At 62.7% G+C, this 16,554-nt stretch carries 17 protein-coding genes; 6 read left to right on the top strand and 11 right to left on the bottom strand.

Annotation, left to right across the window (positions count from 1 at the left end):
* Positions 1-284: 284 nt before the first annotated feature.
* Positions 285-578, bottom strand: coding sequence for an HU family DNA-binding protein (locus GGQ88_RS01855; RefSeq protein WP_183611312.1), 294 nt, complete (start codon positions 576-578; stop codon positions 285-287).
* Positions 579-946: 368 nt separating this feature from the next.
* Here GGQ88_RS01855 and GGQ88_RS01850 point away from each other — a divergent pair, with 368 nt between their 5' ends.
* Genes GGQ88_RS01850 through GGQ88_RS01840 form a run of 3 tightly spaced genes read left to right on the top strand, consistent with a single transcriptional unit; the run spans position 947 to position 6,651 of the window.
* Complete coding sequence (locus tag GGQ88_RS01850) at positions 947-2,119, top strand: efflux RND transporter periplasmic adaptor subunit (RefSeq protein ID WP_246385392.1); 1,173 nt, start codon at positions 947-949, stop codon at positions 2,117-2,119.
* 6 nt (positions 2,120-2,125) lie between these two features.
* Positions 2,126-5,257 carry an efflux RND transporter permease subunit gene (locus GGQ88_RS01845; protein ID WP_221214456.1) on the top strand — a complete coding sequence of 1,044 codons (3,132 nt, stop codon included), beginning with the start codon at positions 2,126-2,128 and terminating at the stop codon, positions 5,255-5,257.
* Complete coding sequence (locus tag GGQ88_RS01840) at positions 5,254-6,651, top strand: efflux transporter outer membrane subunit (protein WP_183611311.1); 1,398 nt, start codon at positions 5,254-5,256, stop codon at positions 6,649-6,651. The genes GGQ88_RS01845 and GGQ88_RS01840 overlap by 4 nt, the downstream gene beginning before the upstream one ends.
* A gap of 51 nt (positions 6,652-6,702) precedes the next feature.
* Here the strand turns inward: GGQ88_RS01840 and GGQ88_RS01835 are convergent, their stop codons facing one another.
* From GGQ88_RS01835 to folE, 3 genes are all read right to left on the bottom strand, one after another.
* Positions 6,703-7,164 (bottom strand): PaaI family thioesterase, encoded by a 462-nt coding sequence (locus GGQ88_RS01835; protein WP_183611310.1) that lies wholly within the window; start codon positions 7,162-7,164, stop codon positions 6,703-6,705.
* Positions 7,165-7,235: 71 nt separating this feature from the next.
* Positions 7,236-8,231: an NAD(P)/FAD-dependent oxidoreductase gene (locus GGQ88_RS01830; RefSeq protein ID WP_246385469.1), complete on the bottom strand. Its 996-nt coding sequence runs from the start codon at positions 8,229-8,231 to the stop codon at positions 7,236-7,238.
* A gap of 19 nt (positions 8,232-8,250) precedes the next feature.
* Positions 8,251-8,847: a GTP cyclohydrolase I FolE gene (gene folE, locus GGQ88_RS01825; protein ID WP_183611917.1), complete on the bottom strand. Its 597-nt coding sequence runs from the start codon at positions 8,845-8,847 to the stop codon at positions 8,251-8,253.
* 172 nt (positions 8,848-9,019) lie between these two features.
* Between folE and GGQ88_RS01820 the strand changes: the two genes are divergently transcribed.
* Positions 9,020-9,610 carry a PAS domain-containing protein gene (locus GGQ88_RS01820; RefSeq protein ID WP_246385390.1) on the top strand — a complete coding sequence of 197 codons (591 nt, stop codon included), beginning with the start codon at positions 9,020-9,022 and terminating at the stop codon, positions 9,608-9,610.
* Positions 9,611-9,921: 311 nt separating this feature from the next.
* Here GGQ88_RS01820 and GGQ88_RS01815 read toward each other — a convergent pair whose 3' ends face one another.
* The 7 genes from GGQ88_RS01815 to GGQ88_RS01785 all read right to left on the bottom strand — a co-directional run bounded on the left by GGQ88_RS01815 (position 9,922) and on the right by GGQ88_RS01785 (position 14,815).
* Positions 9,922-10,467: an NUDIX hydrolase gene (locus GGQ88_RS01815; RefSeq protein ID WP_183611308.1), complete on the bottom strand. Its 546-nt coding sequence runs from the start codon at positions 10,465-10,467 to the stop codon at positions 9,922-9,924.
* Positions 10,454-11,083: a histidine phosphatase family protein gene (locus GGQ88_RS01810; RefSeq protein ID WP_183611307.1), complete on the bottom strand. Its 630-nt coding sequence runs from the start codon at positions 11,081-11,083 to the stop codon at positions 10,454-10,456. Before GGQ88_RS01810 ends, GGQ88_RS01815 begins: the two co-directional genes overlap by 14 nt.
* Positions 11,080-11,721 (bottom strand): PglD-related sugar-binding protein, encoded by a 642-nt coding sequence (locus tag GGQ88_RS21740; RefSeq protein ID WP_183611306.1) that lies wholly within the window; start codon positions 11,719-11,721, stop codon positions 11,080-11,082. Before GGQ88_RS21740 ends, GGQ88_RS01810 begins: the two co-directional genes overlap by 4 nt.
* Before the next feature lie 7 nt (positions 11,722-11,728).
* Positions 11,729-12,451, bottom strand: a complete 723-nt coding sequence (locus GGQ88_RS01800) for a hypothetical protein (protein WP_183611305.1) — start codon at positions 12,449-12,451, stop codon at positions 11,729-11,731.
* Positions 12,432-12,908 carry an NUDIX hydrolase gene (locus tag GGQ88_RS01795; protein WP_343057049.1) on the bottom strand — a complete coding sequence of 159 codons (477 nt, stop codon included), beginning with the start codon at positions 12,906-12,908 and terminating at the stop codon, positions 12,432-12,434. The genes GGQ88_RS01800 and GGQ88_RS01795 overlap by 20 nt, the downstream gene beginning before the upstream one ends.
* Before the next feature lie 397 nt (positions 12,909-13,305).
* On the bottom strand, positions 13,306-14,280 hold the full coding sequence (locus GGQ88_RS21625) for an HWE histidine kinase domain-containing protein (protein WP_183611304.1): 975 nt from the start codon (positions 14,278-14,280) through the stop codon (positions 13,306-13,308).
* Between the two features lie 154 nt (positions 14,281-14,434).
* A complete protein-coding gene (locus tag GGQ88_RS01785; RefSeq protein WP_183611303.1) occupies positions 14,435-14,815 on the bottom strand; it encodes a hypothetical protein in 381 nt (126 codons plus the stop codon).
* A gap of 169 nt (positions 14,816-14,984) precedes the next feature.
* Here GGQ88_RS01785 and GGQ88_RS01780 point away from each other — a divergent pair, with 169 nt between their 5' ends.
* Together GGQ88_RS01780 and GGQ88_RS01775 are read left to right on the top strand one after the other, a co-directional pair.
* Positions 14,985-15,377, top strand: coding sequence for a protocatechuate 4,5-dioxygenase subunit alpha (locus GGQ88_RS01780; protein WP_183611302.1), 393 nt, complete (start codon positions 14,985-14,987; stop codon positions 15,375-15,377).
* Positions 15,377-16,219, top strand: coding sequence for a class III extradiol dioxygenase family protein (locus tag GGQ88_RS01775; protein ID WP_183611301.1), 843 nt, complete (start codon positions 15,377-15,379; stop codon positions 16,217-16,219). The genes GGQ88_RS01780 and GGQ88_RS01775 overlap by 1 nt, the downstream gene beginning before the upstream one ends.
* Positions 16,220-16,554 lie beyond the last annotated feature (335 nt).

Here is a 16,554-nt window from a genome sequence, read left to right as displayed (position 1 = left end):
CGTTAGGTAAGGTTGTGTGCGCATGAGAAGTCGCGGGCGAACTTATGGGTTCGGCACGCCCCTTTCGGATACTCGGCTTTCGCGCTCGCGCATATGTCATGGGAGGCGGCGCTGACGCCGTCGCGACATCCGAAATCCGAAATTCGAAAAATCCAAGCCGCGATCGTTCGATCAGCGAGGCTTGCAAGAGGCCGGCACTTCCCGTCCAGCCATCATCCCGCAGCGTCTTGCCACCGGGAAGCGGATCCGGCGCCCGCAAAGTGCAGGCGCCGGTCCGGGAAAAATCAGCCGTTCAGCTTGTCCTTGACTGCCTTGGCGGCAGCGAAGGTCAGCTTGTTCGATGCTGCGATCTGGATCGTCGCGCCGGTCGAAGGATTGCGACCTTCGCGTGCAGGCGAGTTCTTGACCTTGAACTTGCCGAAGCCGTTCAGCGAGACTTCCTCACCCTTCGCCGCAGCGTCGGTGATCGCGGCGAAGACGCTGTCGACGGCCTTGCGAGCGTCGGCCTTGGACAGGCCGTGGGCCGCTGCGATGGTGTCTGCGAGGTCGCTGTTGTTCATGGTGACTTTTGTCCTCATCTTGAAAGGGATGGCACGGCTAACGCAAGGAGAACGCGCATAGCCATGCCCCGACGCCTACCTTTCCACTGAAAAGCGCGCAAGGGGAGCGTTTTTACGTCGATTTTGGGCTTGTCCGCCCGAAAATCCGACGAACCGTGCCCTCTCACGCCTTTGTATCGTTTTGTCGCAGGTCGTCACGAATCCGAACAAGGGACGTGCGCACCTGCAGCATTCTGCTAGACACCATCGCGAAATGTTGCCGGCGGACCGCGTCGGATCCTCCACGGAACTGGCTACCGGCCTGACCGTTGAGGGCTCCGGTCGACAAAGCGGCATTGTCAAGCGAACGCCCGAAACCGACTGCTGCACGAATTGTGAGACTGTCCTTGCCGTCAAGCCTGCAAACCCTGTTCCTCGGTGTCGCGAGTGCAGCCTGCCTTGCGCTTTCCGCCTGCGGATCGACCGACAAGCCCAAGGACAAGCCGGTTCCCGTCGTCGGCGTGATCGTCGCGCGGGCGCAGCCGGTCGAACTCACCACCGAACTGTCGGGCCGCACGATGGCCTCCGAAGTCGCCGAAGTCCGCCCGCAAGTCGCGGGCATCGTGCTCAACCGTCTGTTCGCCGAAGGCTCGGTCGTGCGGGCAGGCCAACCACTCTATCAGATCGACAGCCGCGTCTATGCCGCCTCGCAGGCTCAGGCGAGCGCGTCGCTCGCCTCGGCGCAAGCCACGGTCGAGGCCAACCGCCTCAAGGCCGAACGCTTCGCCCTGCTCGCCGAACAGGGCGGCGTCAGCCGTCAGGACGCCGCCGATGCGCGCGCCGCCTATAACCAGTCGCGCGCGCAGGTGCAGCAGGCGCGTGCCTCGCTGTCCTCTGCCCAGATCAACGTAGGGTTCACCCGCGTCACCGCCCCGATCACCGGGCGTATCGGCATCTCGATGGTCACCAAGGGCGCGCTGGTCACCACCAACCAGGCAGAGCCCATGGCCAAGGTCCAGCGCCTCGACCCGATGTTCGTCAACATCCAGCAGTCGGGTGCCGATTTCATCGCCCTGCGCCGCGCGATCGAAAGCGGCAAGCTCGTTTCGGGTGCTGCACCGGTTACGGTCATTCTTCCCGACGGCTCTGAATATCCCGTCGTGGGCAAGCTCAATCCGGCCGATATCGATGTGAACCCCGAGACCGGCACGATCACCGTGCGCGCCGTCGTTCCCAACCCGCGCGGCGAACTCCTTCCCGGACTGTTTGTCCGCGCGCGGGTCGGGCAGGGCACCGTGCCCGCTGCGATCCTCGTGCCCCAGGCTGCCGTCAGCCGCGATCCGCGCGGCCGTGCCAGTGTGCTTGTCGTCGGCGCCAAGGACATGCTCGAAAAGCGAGAGATCGTGGCCGACAGCCCGCTTGGCCAGAACTGGGTCGTCACCAGTGGTCTCAAGCCCGGCGATCGCGTCGTCATCGAAGGCCTGAACAGCGCGCGCGAGGGCCAGAAGGCCAAGGTCGTTCCCGCAGGATCGAAGCAGGTCGACCGCAAGCAGGGCGCAGCACCCGCTGCGGCCAAGTAACCCCAGATGATCTCCCGGTTCTTCGCCTATCGCCCGATATTCGCGTGGGTGCTTGCCATTGCGGTCATGGCCTTTGGCCTGTTCGCGGTGAGCACGATGGGTGTCGAACAGTACCCCGATATCGCCCCGCCGACCGTCTCGATCAACGCGACTTATGGCGGCGCGGATGCTTCCACGGTCGAAAACAGCGTCACCCAGATCCTTGAGCAGCAGCTCAAGGGCCTCGACGGGATGCTCTATTTCACCTCGAACTCGTCGAACGGTTCGGCCGGCATCACCATCACCTTCGACAAGGGCACCGATCCCGATACCGCGCAGGTCCAGGTTCAGAACGCCATCTCGCGCGCGGTCAGCCGCTTGCCCGCGGTCGTCCAGCAGCAGGGCGTCAACGTCAACAAGGCGCAGTCTGATCAGTTGATGGTCGTCGGCATCTACGACACCACCGGCCGTGCGACCAATTCCGACATTTCCGATTATCTGACCACGCATTTCCAAGACCCGCTTTCGCGCGTTGAAGGGGTGGGTAATACGCAAGTCTTCGGCGGCTCGTTCGCCATGCGTATCTGGCTCGATCCGTTGCGCCTGGCTGCGGTGCAGTTGATCCCTTCGGACATCACCACCGCGCTACAGGCGCAGAACACGCAAGTCGCGGCGGGCGAAATCGGCGGCAACCCTTCGCCCGAAGGCCAGCGCCTGAACGCCACCGTCACCGCCCGCTCGCGCCTCGAAACGCCCCAGCAGTTCGAAAACGTCGTGGTCAAGACCAACGTCGATGGCTCGGTAGTCAAGCTCAAGGACGTCGCACGCGTCGAAATGGGCGAGGAGAATTACGGGTCGGTCAGCCGGTATAACGGAGCACCGGCCACGGGCCTGTCGATCAGCCTGGCATCGGGTGCCAACGCGACGCGGACAGCAGAGCTTGTCAAGGAACAGGTTGCCGAACTCTCCCGCGACTTGCCGCAGGGCTACAAGGTTGCCTACCCCCGCGACAGCAGCATCTTCGTCAAGCTCTCGATCGAGGAAGTGGTCTGGTCGCTGTTCGAGGCGATCGTGTTGGTCGTGATCGTGATGTTCCTGTTCCTGCAAAGCTGGCGCGCCACTTTGATCCCTGCCATCGCGGTGCCTGTCGTGCTGCTCGGCACGTTCGGCGTGCTGTCGATGTTCGGCTACACGATCAACACCCTGACCATGTTCGGCGTGGTGCTCGCCATCGGCCTGCTTGTCGATGATGCCATCGTCGTGGTCGAGAATGTCGAGCGCGTGATGCACGAGGACCACGTCAGCCCGCTCGAAGCCACGGTCAAGTCTATGGGCGAGATCACCTCGGCGTTGATCGGCATTACCCTGGTCCTGACCGCCGTGTTCGTCCCCATGGCGTTCTTCGGCGGATCGACCGGCGCGATCTACCGCCAGTTCTCGATCACTATCGTCTCGGCGATGATCCTGTCGGTGCTGGTCGCGCTGATTTTTACGCCCGCATTGTGCGCCACGCTGCTCGCCCCGGTCGAGCGCGAGAAGCCCAAGGGCCGCTTTTTCACCAAGTTCAACAGCAGCTACGACAAGCTCGAGACCCGCTATCGCGGACGCCTGTCCCGCGTCGTGGCGCGGCCCGCGCCGTGGATTGCGGTATTCGTCGCGATCACCATCGCCATGGTCCTGCTTTACGTGCGCCTGCCCACCAGCTTCCTGCCCGCCGAGGATCAGGGCAACCTCTCGATCAACTACCAGCTTCCCGTCGGCTCCACGTCCGAGCAGACGCGCAAGGTCGCCAACGACGTTTCGGACTATATCCGCAAGACTGAAGGCAACAACGTCGAGGCGGTCTTCGTTGTCATGGGGCGCGGACAATCGGGCAACGCCCAGAACGCGGGGCAGGGCTTCTTGCTGCTCAAGGACTGGTCCGAACGCACCGGTAAGGACCGCAACGCCGCTGCCATCGCCGAACGCCTCAACGCCCATTTCAAGCAATCGCGCGACGCCCAGATCTTCGTGCTCGATCCCCCGCCGATCCGGGGCCTCGGTAGCTCGGGCGGGTTCGAGATGTGGCTGCAGGATGCCGCAGGGGCAGGGCGCGAAGCGCTCACCGCCGCTCGTCGCCAACTCACGCAGCTGGCCGGTGATGACAGCCGTCTGGCGCAAGTTCGCCTCAGCGGGCTTGAGGATACCCCGCAGCTCAAAGTCGATATCGACGACGACGCGCTCACCGCGTTCCAGATCACGCCCGCCAGCGCCAACTCCACGCTGTCGATCGCGTGGGGCGGCCTTTACGTGAACGACTTCGTCGATCGTGGCCGCGTCAAGCGCGTCTATATCCAGGGCGATGCACCCTACCGCAGCAAGCCGTCCGACCTCAGCCAGTGGTTCGTGCGCGGCAGTGGCGGGCAGATGTCCCCGTTCTCGGCCTTTGCCACTTCGCGTTGGACGCAAGGCGCGGTGCGGCTCGATCGCTTCAATGGAATTGCCGCCCAGCAATTGCAGGGCGGCGGCGCACCCGGCGTCAGTTCGGGCGATGCGATGAACATCATGGAAGAGGCGGCCACCAAACTCGACGGCAATTATACCGTCGCTTGGAGCGGCCTGTCCTATCAGGAACGCGCTGCCTCCAGCCAGTCGCTGCTGCTCTATGCCGCCTCGATCTTCTTCATCTTCCTGTGCCTTGCCGCGCTTTACGAAAGCTGGTCGGTGCCCGTCGCCGTCCTGCTGGTGATCCCGCTCGGCATTATCGGCGCGGTGCTCGCAGTCACCATCCGTGGCTTTTCCAACGACATCTACTTCCAGGTCGCGCTGCTCACCACCATCGGCCTGTCCGCCAAGAACGCGATCCTGATCGTCGAATTTGCCGAAGCCGCGATGGCGCGCGGCGTCGAACCCGTCGCTGCCGCGCTTGAAGGCGCGCGCCTGCGCCTGCGTCCGATCATCATGACCAGCGTCGCCTTCATCGCGGGCGTCGTGCCGCTGGTCATCGCCGACGGGGCAGGGGCCAACGGGCGCCGCGCCATCGGGACCGGCGTGATGGGCGGTATGATCTCGGCCACGATCCTGGCGATCTTCCTCGTGCCGATGTTCTTCGTGCTGGTGAAGGGCCTGTTCAAGCGCAAGGCCGCCGCGCCTGTCGAACCGGAAGGAGTTCCGGCATGAACGCTCGCCTGATCCTCGCCACGCTTCCGGCCATGGCGCTGTCCGCGTGCAACCTCGCGCCGAAGTACGTCCAGCCTGCGACCCCGGTCCCGCCGTCGCTGCCGCAAGGTGCGTCTTACCTTGCGCTCGCAGCAGGTGAAACGACCGCCGACGCGCTCGGCTGGCGGCAGTTCTTCACCGATCCGCGCCTGCAACAGGTCATTGCCAGCGCGCTCGCCAACAACCGCGATCTGCGCGCCACTCTCGCCAACGTCGAACGCGCCCGCGCGCTCTATCGCGTCGACCGCGCCGCGCTGCTCCCGGTGATCGACGCCTCAGGTACCGCGTCCCGATCCCAGAACAGCTCGAACAGCAACAACCGCAACTTCCAGGTCCAGGCCGGATCCAGCGCGTTCGAACTCGACCTGTTCGGGCGTATGCGCAACCAGAGCGCCTCATCCTTCCAGACCTATCTCGCCACCGACGAGGCGCGCAAGGCCACGCAGATCGCACTCGTTGCCGAAACCGCCAGTGCCTGGCTGACTTATGCCGCCACCGCCGACGCCCTGAAAGTCGCGCAGGAAACGTTGCTCTCGCGCCAGCAGACGGTCAACGTCAACACGCGGCGCGAGGCCAATGGCATCGGCACCAAACTCGATGTCGCCACCGCGACAACCGCGCTCAACAGCGCGCAGGCCGCCGTCGCCGATTTCACCACCAGCCTCGCGCAGGCCCGCAACGCGCTCGACCTCCTAGCAGGCGCGCCCGTCACCGACGACCAGTTGCCGACAACGCTGGGGCAGGGCGACCAGACCCTCGCCGCGCTTCCCGTCGGCCTATCCAGCGAAGTCCTCTTGCGCCGCCCCGACGTCCTTGCCGCCGAACACGATCTGCGCGCGACATACGCCGATATCGGAGCCGCCCGTGCCGCGTTCTTCCCCACGATCTCGCTCACCGGCCTGCTCGGCTTTGCCAGCGGCGGCCTGTCCTCGCTGTTCGACGGCGGCAATTTCCAGAAAACGCTCAGCGGCACCGCCCGCCAGCGCAGCTTCGATGGCGGCGCAACCTCCAGCAACCTCGCTGCCGCCAAGGCCTCACGCGACGCCGCACTCGCCCGCTATGAAGGCGCAATCCAGACCGCGTTTCGCGAAGTCGCCGATGCGCTCGCCCGGCGCGGCACGATCGAGGACAGCGTCCGCGCGCAATCCTCGCTCGAAGCCAACGCGGCTACCGCCTACCGTCTCACGCAACTGCGCTACGATGCCGGAATCGCCAACTTCCTCGAACCCCTGGACGCCCAACGCACGCTCTACAGTGCGCGCCAGTCACTCGTCACAGCCCGCCTGACCCGCGCCTCGAACATGGTCGAACTCTACCGCACGCTCGGCGGCGGATTGAACGAAACGACGCCGTAAATCCCCCCTCCCGCCCGCGGGAGGGGCAGGGGGTAGGCCTTGCGCAACCCGTCAATGCGAACTGACCCGTGCTCGCTTGATCGTCCCCGAAAAGCTCAGCACCGGCACGTCCCCGCACAGAATCGTACCCCGCGCGAACACCAGGCTGCGCCCCTCGCGAACCAGCTCCCCGCGCGCAGTCAGCAACTGCCCGGCCTGCGCACCGCTGACGAACTCGCAATTCATCGTCACGGTCACCCCGTTGATCTCGTCGCCTGCACTGCCCGCGATCATGAACAGCGAAAAATCGGCAAACGTCATCAGCGCACCGCCGTGGACGATGCCGTGGCCGTTGAGGTTCTTGTGTTCAGGGATAAACGCGGTGACGATCCCGCGCTCGTCGCGCTTGACGTGAAATGGTCCGGTGCCGTCCTCGAACGGGTCCTTGCCCGACCACCTCCACCATCCGGCCCACGGGCCTTGGTTCACCTCGACGAAATTGCCCCGGATCGGAGCCACACCCTGTTCGCTCATCCCCCCGCAATCGCGCAACCCGCGACGATTGTCGAGCCTCCCGCTTGCGGTAGGGGCTGGCGGTGGGCCTGTTACGCGACCGCCGCCTCGACCGTCTCCAGCATCATCGAGGCCAGCGCCTTGCCCGAGACCCAGGCGTTTTCCACACGCGGCCCCAGCAGCCAGTCGCCGCAGATCCCGATGCGCGACGTCTCGCTCCACAGTGCGCCAAGATCGCTGCCCGATGACATCGCGTAACGCCAGCGATGCGCCGCCGCGACCGTCGGCTCGGGCAGTTCCACGCCCAGCGCCTTGCCCAGTTCGCCCAGCATCCGCGCCGCCACGTCGCCCGCCGCCATCTCGATGTGCGCCGCCGACCAATCCGGCTTGGCCTGGACCACCCACGTCTCCGGCCCGCGCCGCCCCGGTTTGGCCGAATTGCGCGCCGCCCAGTTGATCACCCCTGTCTCACGCACGCAGTCCCGCGCCGTCGCGAGCTTCTCGGTGAATGCAAACATCGCGGTCCAGCACGGCTGAGAGCGCGCCGCCAGCGCCGTCGAGGCCAGCGACAGGTCATGCAGCGCCACGATCGCCGCGGCCTGCTCGGGCGGCAGCGATACCACCACCGCATCGAACGGACCCCGCTGCTCGCGCCCGCCGCCCGCGCACTCGCCGCTCACGAACCATGCACCATCGCGCCTCACCAACCCGCTTACATGCCACCCGAAGGTCACGTCGTGCTGCTCGGCCATGTCGCGCACCACCGCGCTCATCCTCGGCACGCCGACCCACGCGCCGGTTCCCGCCACCGGCCAAGGTGCGGCCACGCCCCGCGCCGACCACCGCGCCACTTGCGCCATGAATGCCGGATCGCGCACGGTGAAATACTGCGCACCATGATCGAATTCCACATCGCCCAGCGCGGTCTGCATCCGCCGCGTCGACATGCGACCCCCAGCCCCGCGCCCCTTGTCGAACAGCGCGACGCAATGCCCCGCACACGCCAGCCGGTCGGCGCAGGAAAGCCCCGCCATCCCGGCCCCGATCACCGCCACACGCAACCGCGCGGGCACCATGGCAACATGCATGTTCACGTCCGGCAGGGCCTCAACCACGTCCCATCAACGCCAGGACTTCCTTGCGGGTGCTGGCATCGTCCAGAAAGCACCCGAGCATCCGGCTCGTCACCATCCCCACGCCGTGAGTCTTGACCCCGCGCCCGGTCATGCACCCGTGCTGCGCTTCGATCACCACCGCCACGCCGCGCGGGTTGAGGTTGTCCTGGATGCACTGCGCGACTTCCGCCGTCAGCCGCTCCTGCACCTGCAGCCGCTGTGCAAAGCCATGCAGCACCCGCGCCAGCTTCGAGATGCCCACCACCCGGTCACGCGGCAGATAGGCGATCGAGGCCGTGCCCGTGATCGGCGCCATGTGGTGCTCGCAATGGCTCTGGAACGGAATATCGCGCAGCACCACGACGGAATCGTACCCGCCCACTTCCTCGAACGTGCGCGAAAGGTGCACGCCGGGATCGCTGGCGTAGCCAGAGCAATACTCGCGCCACGCCCGCGCCACGCGCTTGGGCGTATCGATCAGCCCCTCGCGCTCCGGCTCGTCGCCCGACCAGCGGATGAGCGTGCGGATCGCGTCCTCGACCTCGGTCGGAACCACGACCTTGCCGTCTTCGCCGATCACGTCGGCCATGCCAGACGCTGCCGCCAGACTGGGAGAATATACGTTCATCTGGCTCGAGCCCCGCTCCGCTGCACGCGACATCGCTGCAATCGTTGACCGGATGCGCGCCGCCCCGCCGCCGAACAACACGGACCAAAGGGCACGCATTGGAAATCGCCGCGATCGGGCGTATATCGCCCCCATGTCCATATCCGAGATGATCGCCTCCAGCCCGACGGCCGCCGTCATCAGCAACCCGCGCCTGCCGGATAACCCGATAGTCGCCTGCAACGACGCGTTCGTCGAACTGACCGGCTATGCCCGCGAAGAGATCATCGGCCGCAACTGCCGCTTCCTGCGCGGCTCCGCGACCGAGGACGACAAGGCCACCACCCTGCGCGAAGGCATCTGGCGCAAGCAGCCGGTGATGGTCGAGATCCTCAACTACAAGAAGAACGGCACCCCCTTCCGCAACGCGGTCATGGTCGCCCCGATCTTCGATGCCGAGGGCGAGGTCGAATACTACCTCGGCTCACAGGTCGAAATCTCCGAGGACGCAGCCCAAGCCACCAACGCCCGCCGCACCGGAGCCGCCGCCCGCGTCGAACGCCTCAGCCGCCGCCAGAAGGAAATCCTCGTCCTGATGGCCGCCGGCAAGCTGAACAAGCAGATCGCCTACGAACTGGGGCTGAGCGAACGCACGGTGAAAATGCACAGGTCTGCGGTCTTGAAGGGCCTGGAAGTAAAGACCAGCGCGGACGCGATCCGCGTGGCGATCGAGGCTGGGTTTTAGGGGGGCGCAGCAAAGTCAGGCAGAAGCTGTTGGTCTTAGTGGTCAAGAGCGGCTGACTCTGGGACGATGCCGTCATTTGCCTGCGACATTACGAACAGAGACTCTGGTCAGAAGCCGACATTCAACGTTCGCTCGAACCAAGTTGCATAGAAACTGGAGATCGGTCGGTTTCGAATAGGCGGCCTATAACCAGACATTCGTTAAAGCTGCCTTCGGTGTCCCATGTCGCAAGCAAGCCCCCTTCTTCCATCGTAAGCAGGAAGGGAAGCAGCGAATGCTGAGCTGAGCACCTTACAGTCCCAGCAGCGCCGCTAACTGAAGAAAGCTCGGCAAAGTCGACCCGGCTCGCCCTGTAATTTTGCTTCCTGTGTTAGCATGATCGCAGTTGCCATAAGAGCATGCCGAAGTAGATTCTGCTTGTGACACTCTAAAAAAAGCTGCTTGCTGATCAGGAGCGGTTCACATCCTTTTTCAGGGGGCAAGCTCGACGCTTCAGCACCATAACAAAGGTATGTGTGACACCAATTGTCCTGAAGTGCTGCGTTCGGCCGAAAGCTACCGACAGCTTGCCATTCCGTGGCCTCAAGCCCGACTTCTTCGAGCAATTCTGTTTTAGCGCTGACGAATGGATCAGTGCCTCGATCGACGATTCCGCCAGGGAGTTCGATCGTCTCTTCACCTATTCCATGTCGGAATTGGCGGACTAGGGCGAGGTTGCCCGCAGAGGTAAACGCTATCACATTTACCCAATCCGGGCAGCGCAGCAGACTGAATCGCTGAGGAGGGCCATCCCCTCGCTCGATTCTTTTTCGTTCGACGCGGAAGACATCGAAATCGGATACGTCACATTTTGTCATACATCTCTTCCTGCCTACGCAGCCAATCAATATGCTCGGTTGAAAAATCGAGCGTTAACAATTCGGCATGAGTGTATTCGCGAGCACGATAGTTTTCGCCTCGTGCTGCTCCGTGCATACGATGCAGATTGTCGAACAGGATCAAGATTGAGGTGGTGGCTGCGACGAATTGGGGGGCTGCCTGCTCGGACAAGCTTAAAAGATAGCGGAGACCGCGACGATAAAATTGCACTGGATTTTCCATCCCCTCGATTACCAGGTCGCACAACTCTATTTGCCGCGAGCGCCAGAGATCCATTGAGGCGCTGGAAGCCGGATGTAAGCGCCTAGCCTCATTGATTGAGATCCCTGTTAGGACCCCGAGGCCGATCGAGCTCAACTCCCGTCTCACTTGCACCGTAAGACCAAGGCGCTCAGCAATGAAGTTCGCGGTTTCTCGGGTTTGCACGGTCGGACAAGCATCAATGCCGCATGGTCGGTTTCGTAGGCTGGCTACGCAAACAGCAAGTTCTCGAGCTTGATCGATCCCGCGAGACGTCAGAGAATCTCCTTTACCACCTGGAATTCCGATCAGGTTCTTGGCGCACTCCGCATGGCGAGCAACGTAAAGTCTCAAGCTTCATCACCCGTCGATCTAGCGGGAGATCCAACGACGGTAGTCGCAGCAGGAACATCCTCACGTGCAAAAGAAAGAGCCCCGAGGACGCTCCAATCATCAAGGCGAACCTGCTGCGCGACTGCGGCACCCATACCAACATAGGTACCGTCTCCTAACCACGCTTCAGATCCAATGTTGGCGCCTGGACACAAATTTACATACTCTCCGATGTGCGAGCCAGCACCGATACTCACGTTGGCATTTAGAATGCTTGCCCTCCCAATTTCGACCCCAGGGCCCACTACGCAACCTGGAAATACGATGGTTCCTTCTCCGACGTGCACGTTTCCCAAAAAAACGGCTGTCGGATGAATGATCGTCAACAATACTGGCTTCGGCAGGATGGTATGCAAGCGCGCTAGCACCTCCACACGCGTTCGGGGCGCACCTATTGCTATCACGACCCCAAACTCCGGGAGACTGCGTCTTAGTCCCGCCAGTTCATCAATCCGTCCTAGGCAGGGTATTCCTTCGACCAGCGATCCAGTTGAGACGCCGTCGTCCACTACTCCGATAGGGGGATATAGAGCGTAGGATCTCGCAATTTGGACGACGCTCTTTCCTAGCGACGACGCACCAATAACGACCAAGTCCATACCAAGCTTAGGAAAGCTTATCGACGTGGAGCACCTTGCTACCCGTACACTTGTGATCGTAAAATGTGAACTCCAGCAGAGCGAATGCGTCACTAGAAAGGTATGGCTTCAGCTTACGACCCATTTCTGCATTGGCAACAATCGCGTGAACAGCTTGTTGAGTTCCATGCCCATGTAGACCAAAAACCACCAGTGTGGGTTTTGAGGTGAGATCATTGGGATTGAGCTTTTGCAGTCGCACGACGAGTCCATAGTCGCGTTCGACGCGCTGGCTCTGATCATAGGCTGTGCAGAACTGCGCTCCGCCGTAGGAGAAGCACTTCGCTGTCGCATCAAACGTAACGGGTAATCGCGAACCGAGTTGAAGAAGAACCTGCTCGGTTATGCCGTTAGCCAGTGGGCCGCCGAGCGAAACAAAACAATCCCTCCGTAGTTGGCCAATATCAGCCTGAGTTCGTGCTTTAAGTTCAACGATCCGACCAAGAGATTCCAGAGCACTTCGGACATCAGAATAGGCTTGAACGTCAGTAATGCTAATTTTACGAGGGCTTCTCGGATACTGACCATCTTTGTCGGTAAGAACAACGGATATCGGCCCTTGACCTTTTAAAAACGGAGCCCAAAATTGCCTTTGCCCGCGCGTCTGAAAGCGCCTCCAAGCATTCGTTGCCGCCAAGCCTATTAAAAGCCAAATGAAACTCGCAATAATGTTAATAAATAGGTCGTCCACGCAATTCCCCTTGATTGATGTCTAACGCTAAAGCTAACGTGGCCGCAACTGTTGGGGCGTGAGTTATTGTACCGTCCTGGATCATGCGAAGTGCATCGTTTATTTGCAAGCGTCGAACTTGAAACTCGGCATCGCGAGCGGCGTCGGAATCTCTTGTCTTCGACGTAAAGACATGTGTACGATGCAATGTGGTTGAAAGGTCTAGATCCAAAGTGAAGAGGAACTGAGCTTTACCGCCGTTGAGGCCCGTCTCCTCGGAAAATTCGCGGATTGCAGCCTCTTGCGGCGTTTCTCCTTCGCGAACGACGCCACCGGGAAGTTCTAGGGTCCGCTCCGCACGAGGCTTCCGAAATTGCTCGACGAGCACAAGCGCTCCCTTGGTGTCGATCGCGAGCATACAGGCAGATTCGGGGAAAATATATGTCGTCCCTTTCTGAATCATGGTCTTAGCTGGCACCAATATCCACCTCCAAAGCGACAGAAATAATCTGGTCCCTAATCTCACGCTCTTTGTCCGCTGTCGACCAACGAACTTTGCTGTCGTCGAATATGTAGCTGCCTGCTTCAGCTATTTCCGTGGGCACGTTAGGTTGGCAAACGCCCACACGCCAAGGAGTTTTGCCACAGTGGTTGAACAAGGGCCAATATCATGTGCGTCGAAGCGGACCGGCCGATCCCAAGATATCGCGCCGTACAGAAACAGCCATTTTATTTGGCGCTTAGCGGCTCAGAATTTATCAACGTCGTGAATGACCTTGTCTGACGTGAGCGGACATTCGGACCGCTGCGTCGGAAGAGCGAGTTTTGGTCGATAGCCGTCACCGGCTAGGGGCGGGCAGTCTGCAAATCACCCCCTACCGATCCGCCGCCCGCGCCCCCTCCAGCCGCATCTCGCACCACAGCCCCGCCGGATCGAAGTTCAGTTCGATCGCCTCGATCCCCGGCTGCGGCATCAGCAGGCGGGTGCCGAGGCCCTTGCGGACGGGGGGCTCCACGCGGGGGCCGCGGCGTTCGGTCCATAGCACGAACAGCGTCGTGCCGTTCGGGCCGATGAACCAGCTCAGTTCGACAAAGCCTTCGGGCACCGACAGCGCGCCGTGCTTGATCGCGTTGGTCGCCAGTTCGTGCAGCGACATGATCAGCGGGATCGCGCTTCCGGCGGGCAGCAGGCATGGCTCGCCGCTCATGCGGATGCGGCCTTCGCCGTCGAACGGGGCAACCGTGTCGCGCGCGAGGTCGGGCAGGCGGCCTTCGGTCGTCGCGCCGATCTGGAGCAGGTCGCTCGCCTTGGCGAGGCCGTCCAGCCGCAGCGAGAATTCCTTGTAGAAGTCCAGCGGCGATTCCGCGCGAGGCCCGCGTGAGGCGAGCGCCTGGATCAGGTTGAGCATGTTGCGCACGCGGTGGCGCAGCTCGCGGTTGTAATTCTCCTGCTCGTCGTTGACCCGCCCGATCTCACGCATCGTGCAGCGCAGGCTCGCGCCCATCGCCACGATCAGGCCTGCCGAAAGTGCGAACAGCATGAAGTACACCACGCGCACCGGCGTCACCACGGCAAACCAAGCGCCGCCGCCGAATATGCGTTGCGAAACGATTGCAGCGACGAACGCGAAAACGATGGCGTAGCGCACCTCAAGCAACAGCGAGGCGATTAGCAGGCACGGCCAGTAGGTCAGGAACGGCAGGCCCAGCCCGCTGGTATCCACCGCCGCGCGCAGGGCAGTGGGAGCCAGCAACAGTCCGGTCATCCACGCCAGCGATTCCGGTGCGCGGCGGTTATGGCTGATCAGCGCGCGCAGGTTTACAAGGCGTCGTGCTGAATCTGCGCGCACATCGTTCTCCCCGGCACGTCGCGACCAAACGGCAAACGCCGTCAGAGGACGTTCCCTCTAGGTTCCTATCTAGAGTCAATACATCCTTTGGTACAGGGCAATAAGTGATACGCGACCAATCTCGAGCGTGGATCAACCCCCTCGGCGCCGCGCATTAACCGTCCTGCGGCAGCACGATCCGGCCTGGCGCGGCCAACCGCAGCGCGTCGGCGATCTCGATCACGTCGACCACCGCGCGCGCCTCGGGCAGCGTCAGTCCGGTGAAGTCCGGCTCGAACGCGCGGCATGCCTGCAGCAGGTTGCTAGGTGATCGCTCCAGTTCCGAGCGATATTCATCGATCGTGCGGCACCCGTCGATCTGGCCCCAGTTGATCCCGCTCGGCCCCGGTCGCTCGTGATAGGCCCACAGCGCCTGGATTGCCCGCTCGATCGCGATCCGCGCCTGTTCGACCACCGATACGTTCGAAGCACCCGCCGCTCGGGCCTTCAGTTTCTCGCGATAGCGGCGCTGGCGTTCGGCGTTGGATAGCGGCATCGCGCGATCCTAGTCGTTAACCACGCGCGCCGCCACCTCCGTTACGTTACTTACCCGCGCGTCAACCACGCACTGCCTGATTTTTGACCTCGATCAAGGCAAACTCGTATGTGTTGCATATTATTTTCCGCAAGTCGGACACCCCGCGTCCGGCCGGGAGATTCGCGCCATGACGCCCGATCCGTGTTACGCTGACGAAAGCGCCGCCATCCGCCGCACCATCCCGCTGTTCGACGGCCACCGCGCCGCACGCGGCTATGCGCTCAACGCGATGTGCTTCTCGTTCAACGACGCTGCCAACCGCGCGGCCTTCCGCGCCGACGAGGACGCCTACTGCGCGCGCTTCGCGCTCACCGAGCAGCAGCGCAAGGCCGTCGCGGACCGCGATGTCCTCGCCATGCTCGAGGCCGGCGGCAACGTCTACTATCTCGCCAAGCTCGCCGGCATCCTCGGCCTTGGCGTGCAGGACCTCGGCGCGCTCCAGACCGGCATGTCGCTCGACGCGTTCAAAGCGATGCTCACCGCGTGGGCAGAGAAGATCCCCAACGGAAAGCACGCATAATGGCACAGATCATCGGCGGCTATTTCACCAGCCACGTTCCCGGCATCGGCGGCGCGATCGTGCGCGGCGATCAGGACACGCCCTACTGGAAACCGTTCTTCGACGGCTTCCCCCCGATCCGCGAATGGCTTGCCGAGGCGAAACCAGACGTCGCGGTCGTGTTCTCGAACGATCACGGCCTCAACTTCTTTCTCGACAAGATGCCGACTTTCGCGGTCGGCGCGGCGGCCACTTACGACAACGCCGACGAAGGCTGGGGCTTGCCCGTCTACAAGAGCTTCACCGGCCATCCCGCACTGTCCTGGCACCTGATCGACGCGCTCGTCCGCGATGAATTCGACATCACCACCTGCCAGCAGATGCTTGTCGATCACGCCGTCTCGATCCCGTTCGAACTCGCCTGGCCGGGCGCGGAAAGCTGGCCGATCAAGCTTATCCCGATCGCGATCAATACCGTGCAATATCCCCTGCCGAGCCCCAAGCGCTGCCTCGCGCTGGGCCGCGCCGTCAACCGCGCGCTGCAGTCTTGGGGCGGGACTGAGCGCATTCTCGTCTGCGGTACGGGCGGCCTCTCGCACCAGCTCGACGGCCCACGCGCCGGGTTCATGAACCCCGAATACGACATGTTCTGTCTCGACAACCTCGCCGCCGACCCGGAAGCGCTGACCGGCCACTCAGCCGAACAGGTCGCGGAACTCGCGGGCACGCAAGGCGTCGAAATCCTCAACTGGATCGCCGCGCGCGGCGCGCTGGGGGATCTGCCACTGACCCAGATCAGCCGCAACTACCATATCCCGATCAGCAACACCGCCGCCGCCAGCCTCCTGCTGGAAGCTGCCTGAAGACGGTCGTCCAACCACAGTCCAAGACACCTCGTTCCCCCCTCCCGCTTGCGGGAGGGGTCGGGGGAGGGCCTGTTAAGCCGTGCTGGAATGGCAGGTATCGGCGCGCCCGCGATTTGGGGCGAACGGCCTGAAGTGGGTGGGAAGGGGAATTTTGGCCATCACTTTTTGGGGTCTAATCCTCGGAGAAACTGCTCGACGTCTCCCAAGTCAAGCTTTCGGTAGACGCATTCCTGCTGCTCTTGGGTTGCGGTCCCGTCTAACGTCCAAGACCATTTCGCCAGCTTGGACAAACCGGCGGGGACGCGATGTCGAATGGCAACAGTAGAACAGTC

Source organism: Novosphingobium hassiacum (genome assembly GCF_014196055.1).
Classification (GTDB): domain Bacteria; phylum Pseudomonadota; class Alphaproteobacteria; order Sphingomonadales; family Sphingomonadaceae; genus Novosphingobium; species Novosphingobium hassiacum.
This window is presented reverse-complemented; position numbering and strand designations above follow the sequence as displayed.

What these genes read in the sequence shown, in the direction of transcription:
- GGQ88_RS01855 (WP_183611312.1), bottom strand. Translation starts at nt 578, where the DNA reads ATGAGGACAAAAGTCACCATGAACAACAGCGACCTCGCAGACACCATC.
- GGQ88_RS01845 (WP_221214456.1), top strand. Translation starts at nt 2,126, where the DNA reads ATGATCTCCCGGTTCTTCGCCTATCGCCCGATATTCGCGTGGGTGCTT.
- GGQ88_RS01840 (WP_183611311.1), top strand. Translation starts at nt 5,254, where the DNA reads ATGAACGCTCGCCTGATCCTCGCCACGCTTCCGGCCATGGCGCTGTCC.
- GGQ88_RS01835 (WP_183611310.1), bottom strand. Translation starts at nt 7,164, where the DNA reads ATGAGCGAACAGGGTGTGGCTCCGATCCGGGGCAATTTCGTCGAGGTG.
- GGQ88_RS01830 (WP_246385469.1), bottom strand. Translation starts at nt 8,231, where the DNA reads ATGCATGTTGCCATGGTGCCCGCGCGGTTGCGTGTGGCGGTGATCGGG.
- folE (WP_183611917.1), bottom strand. Translation starts at nt 8,847, where the DNA reads ATGGCCGACGTGATCGGCGAAGACGGCAAGGTCGTGGTTCCGACCGAG.
- GGQ88_RS01820 (WP_246385390.1), top strand. Translation starts at nt 9,020, where the DNA reads ATGTCCATATCCGAGATGATCGCCTCCAGCCCGACGGCCGCCGTCATC.
- GGQ88_RS01815 (WP_183611308.1), bottom strand. Translation starts at nt 10,467, where the DNA reads ATGACAAAATGTGACGTATCCGATTTCGATGTCTTCCGCGTCGAACGA.
- GGQ88_RS21740 (WP_183611306.1), bottom strand. Translation starts at nt 11,721, where the DNA reads ATGGACTTGGTCGTTATTGGTGCGTCGTCGCTAGGAAAGAGCGTCGTC.
- GGQ88_RS01785 (WP_183611303.1), bottom strand. Translation starts at nt 14,815, where the DNA reads ATGCCGCTATCCAACGCCGAACGCCAGCGCCGCTATCGCGAGAAACTG.
- GGQ88_RS01780 (WP_183611302.1), top strand. Translation starts at nt 14,985, where the DNA reads ATGACGCCCGATCCGTGTTACGCTGACGAAAGCGCCGCCATCCGCCGC.
- GGQ88_RS01775 (WP_183611301.1), top strand. Translation starts at nt 15,377, where the DNA reads ATGGCACAGATCATCGGCGGCTATTTCACCAGCCACGTTCCCGGCATC.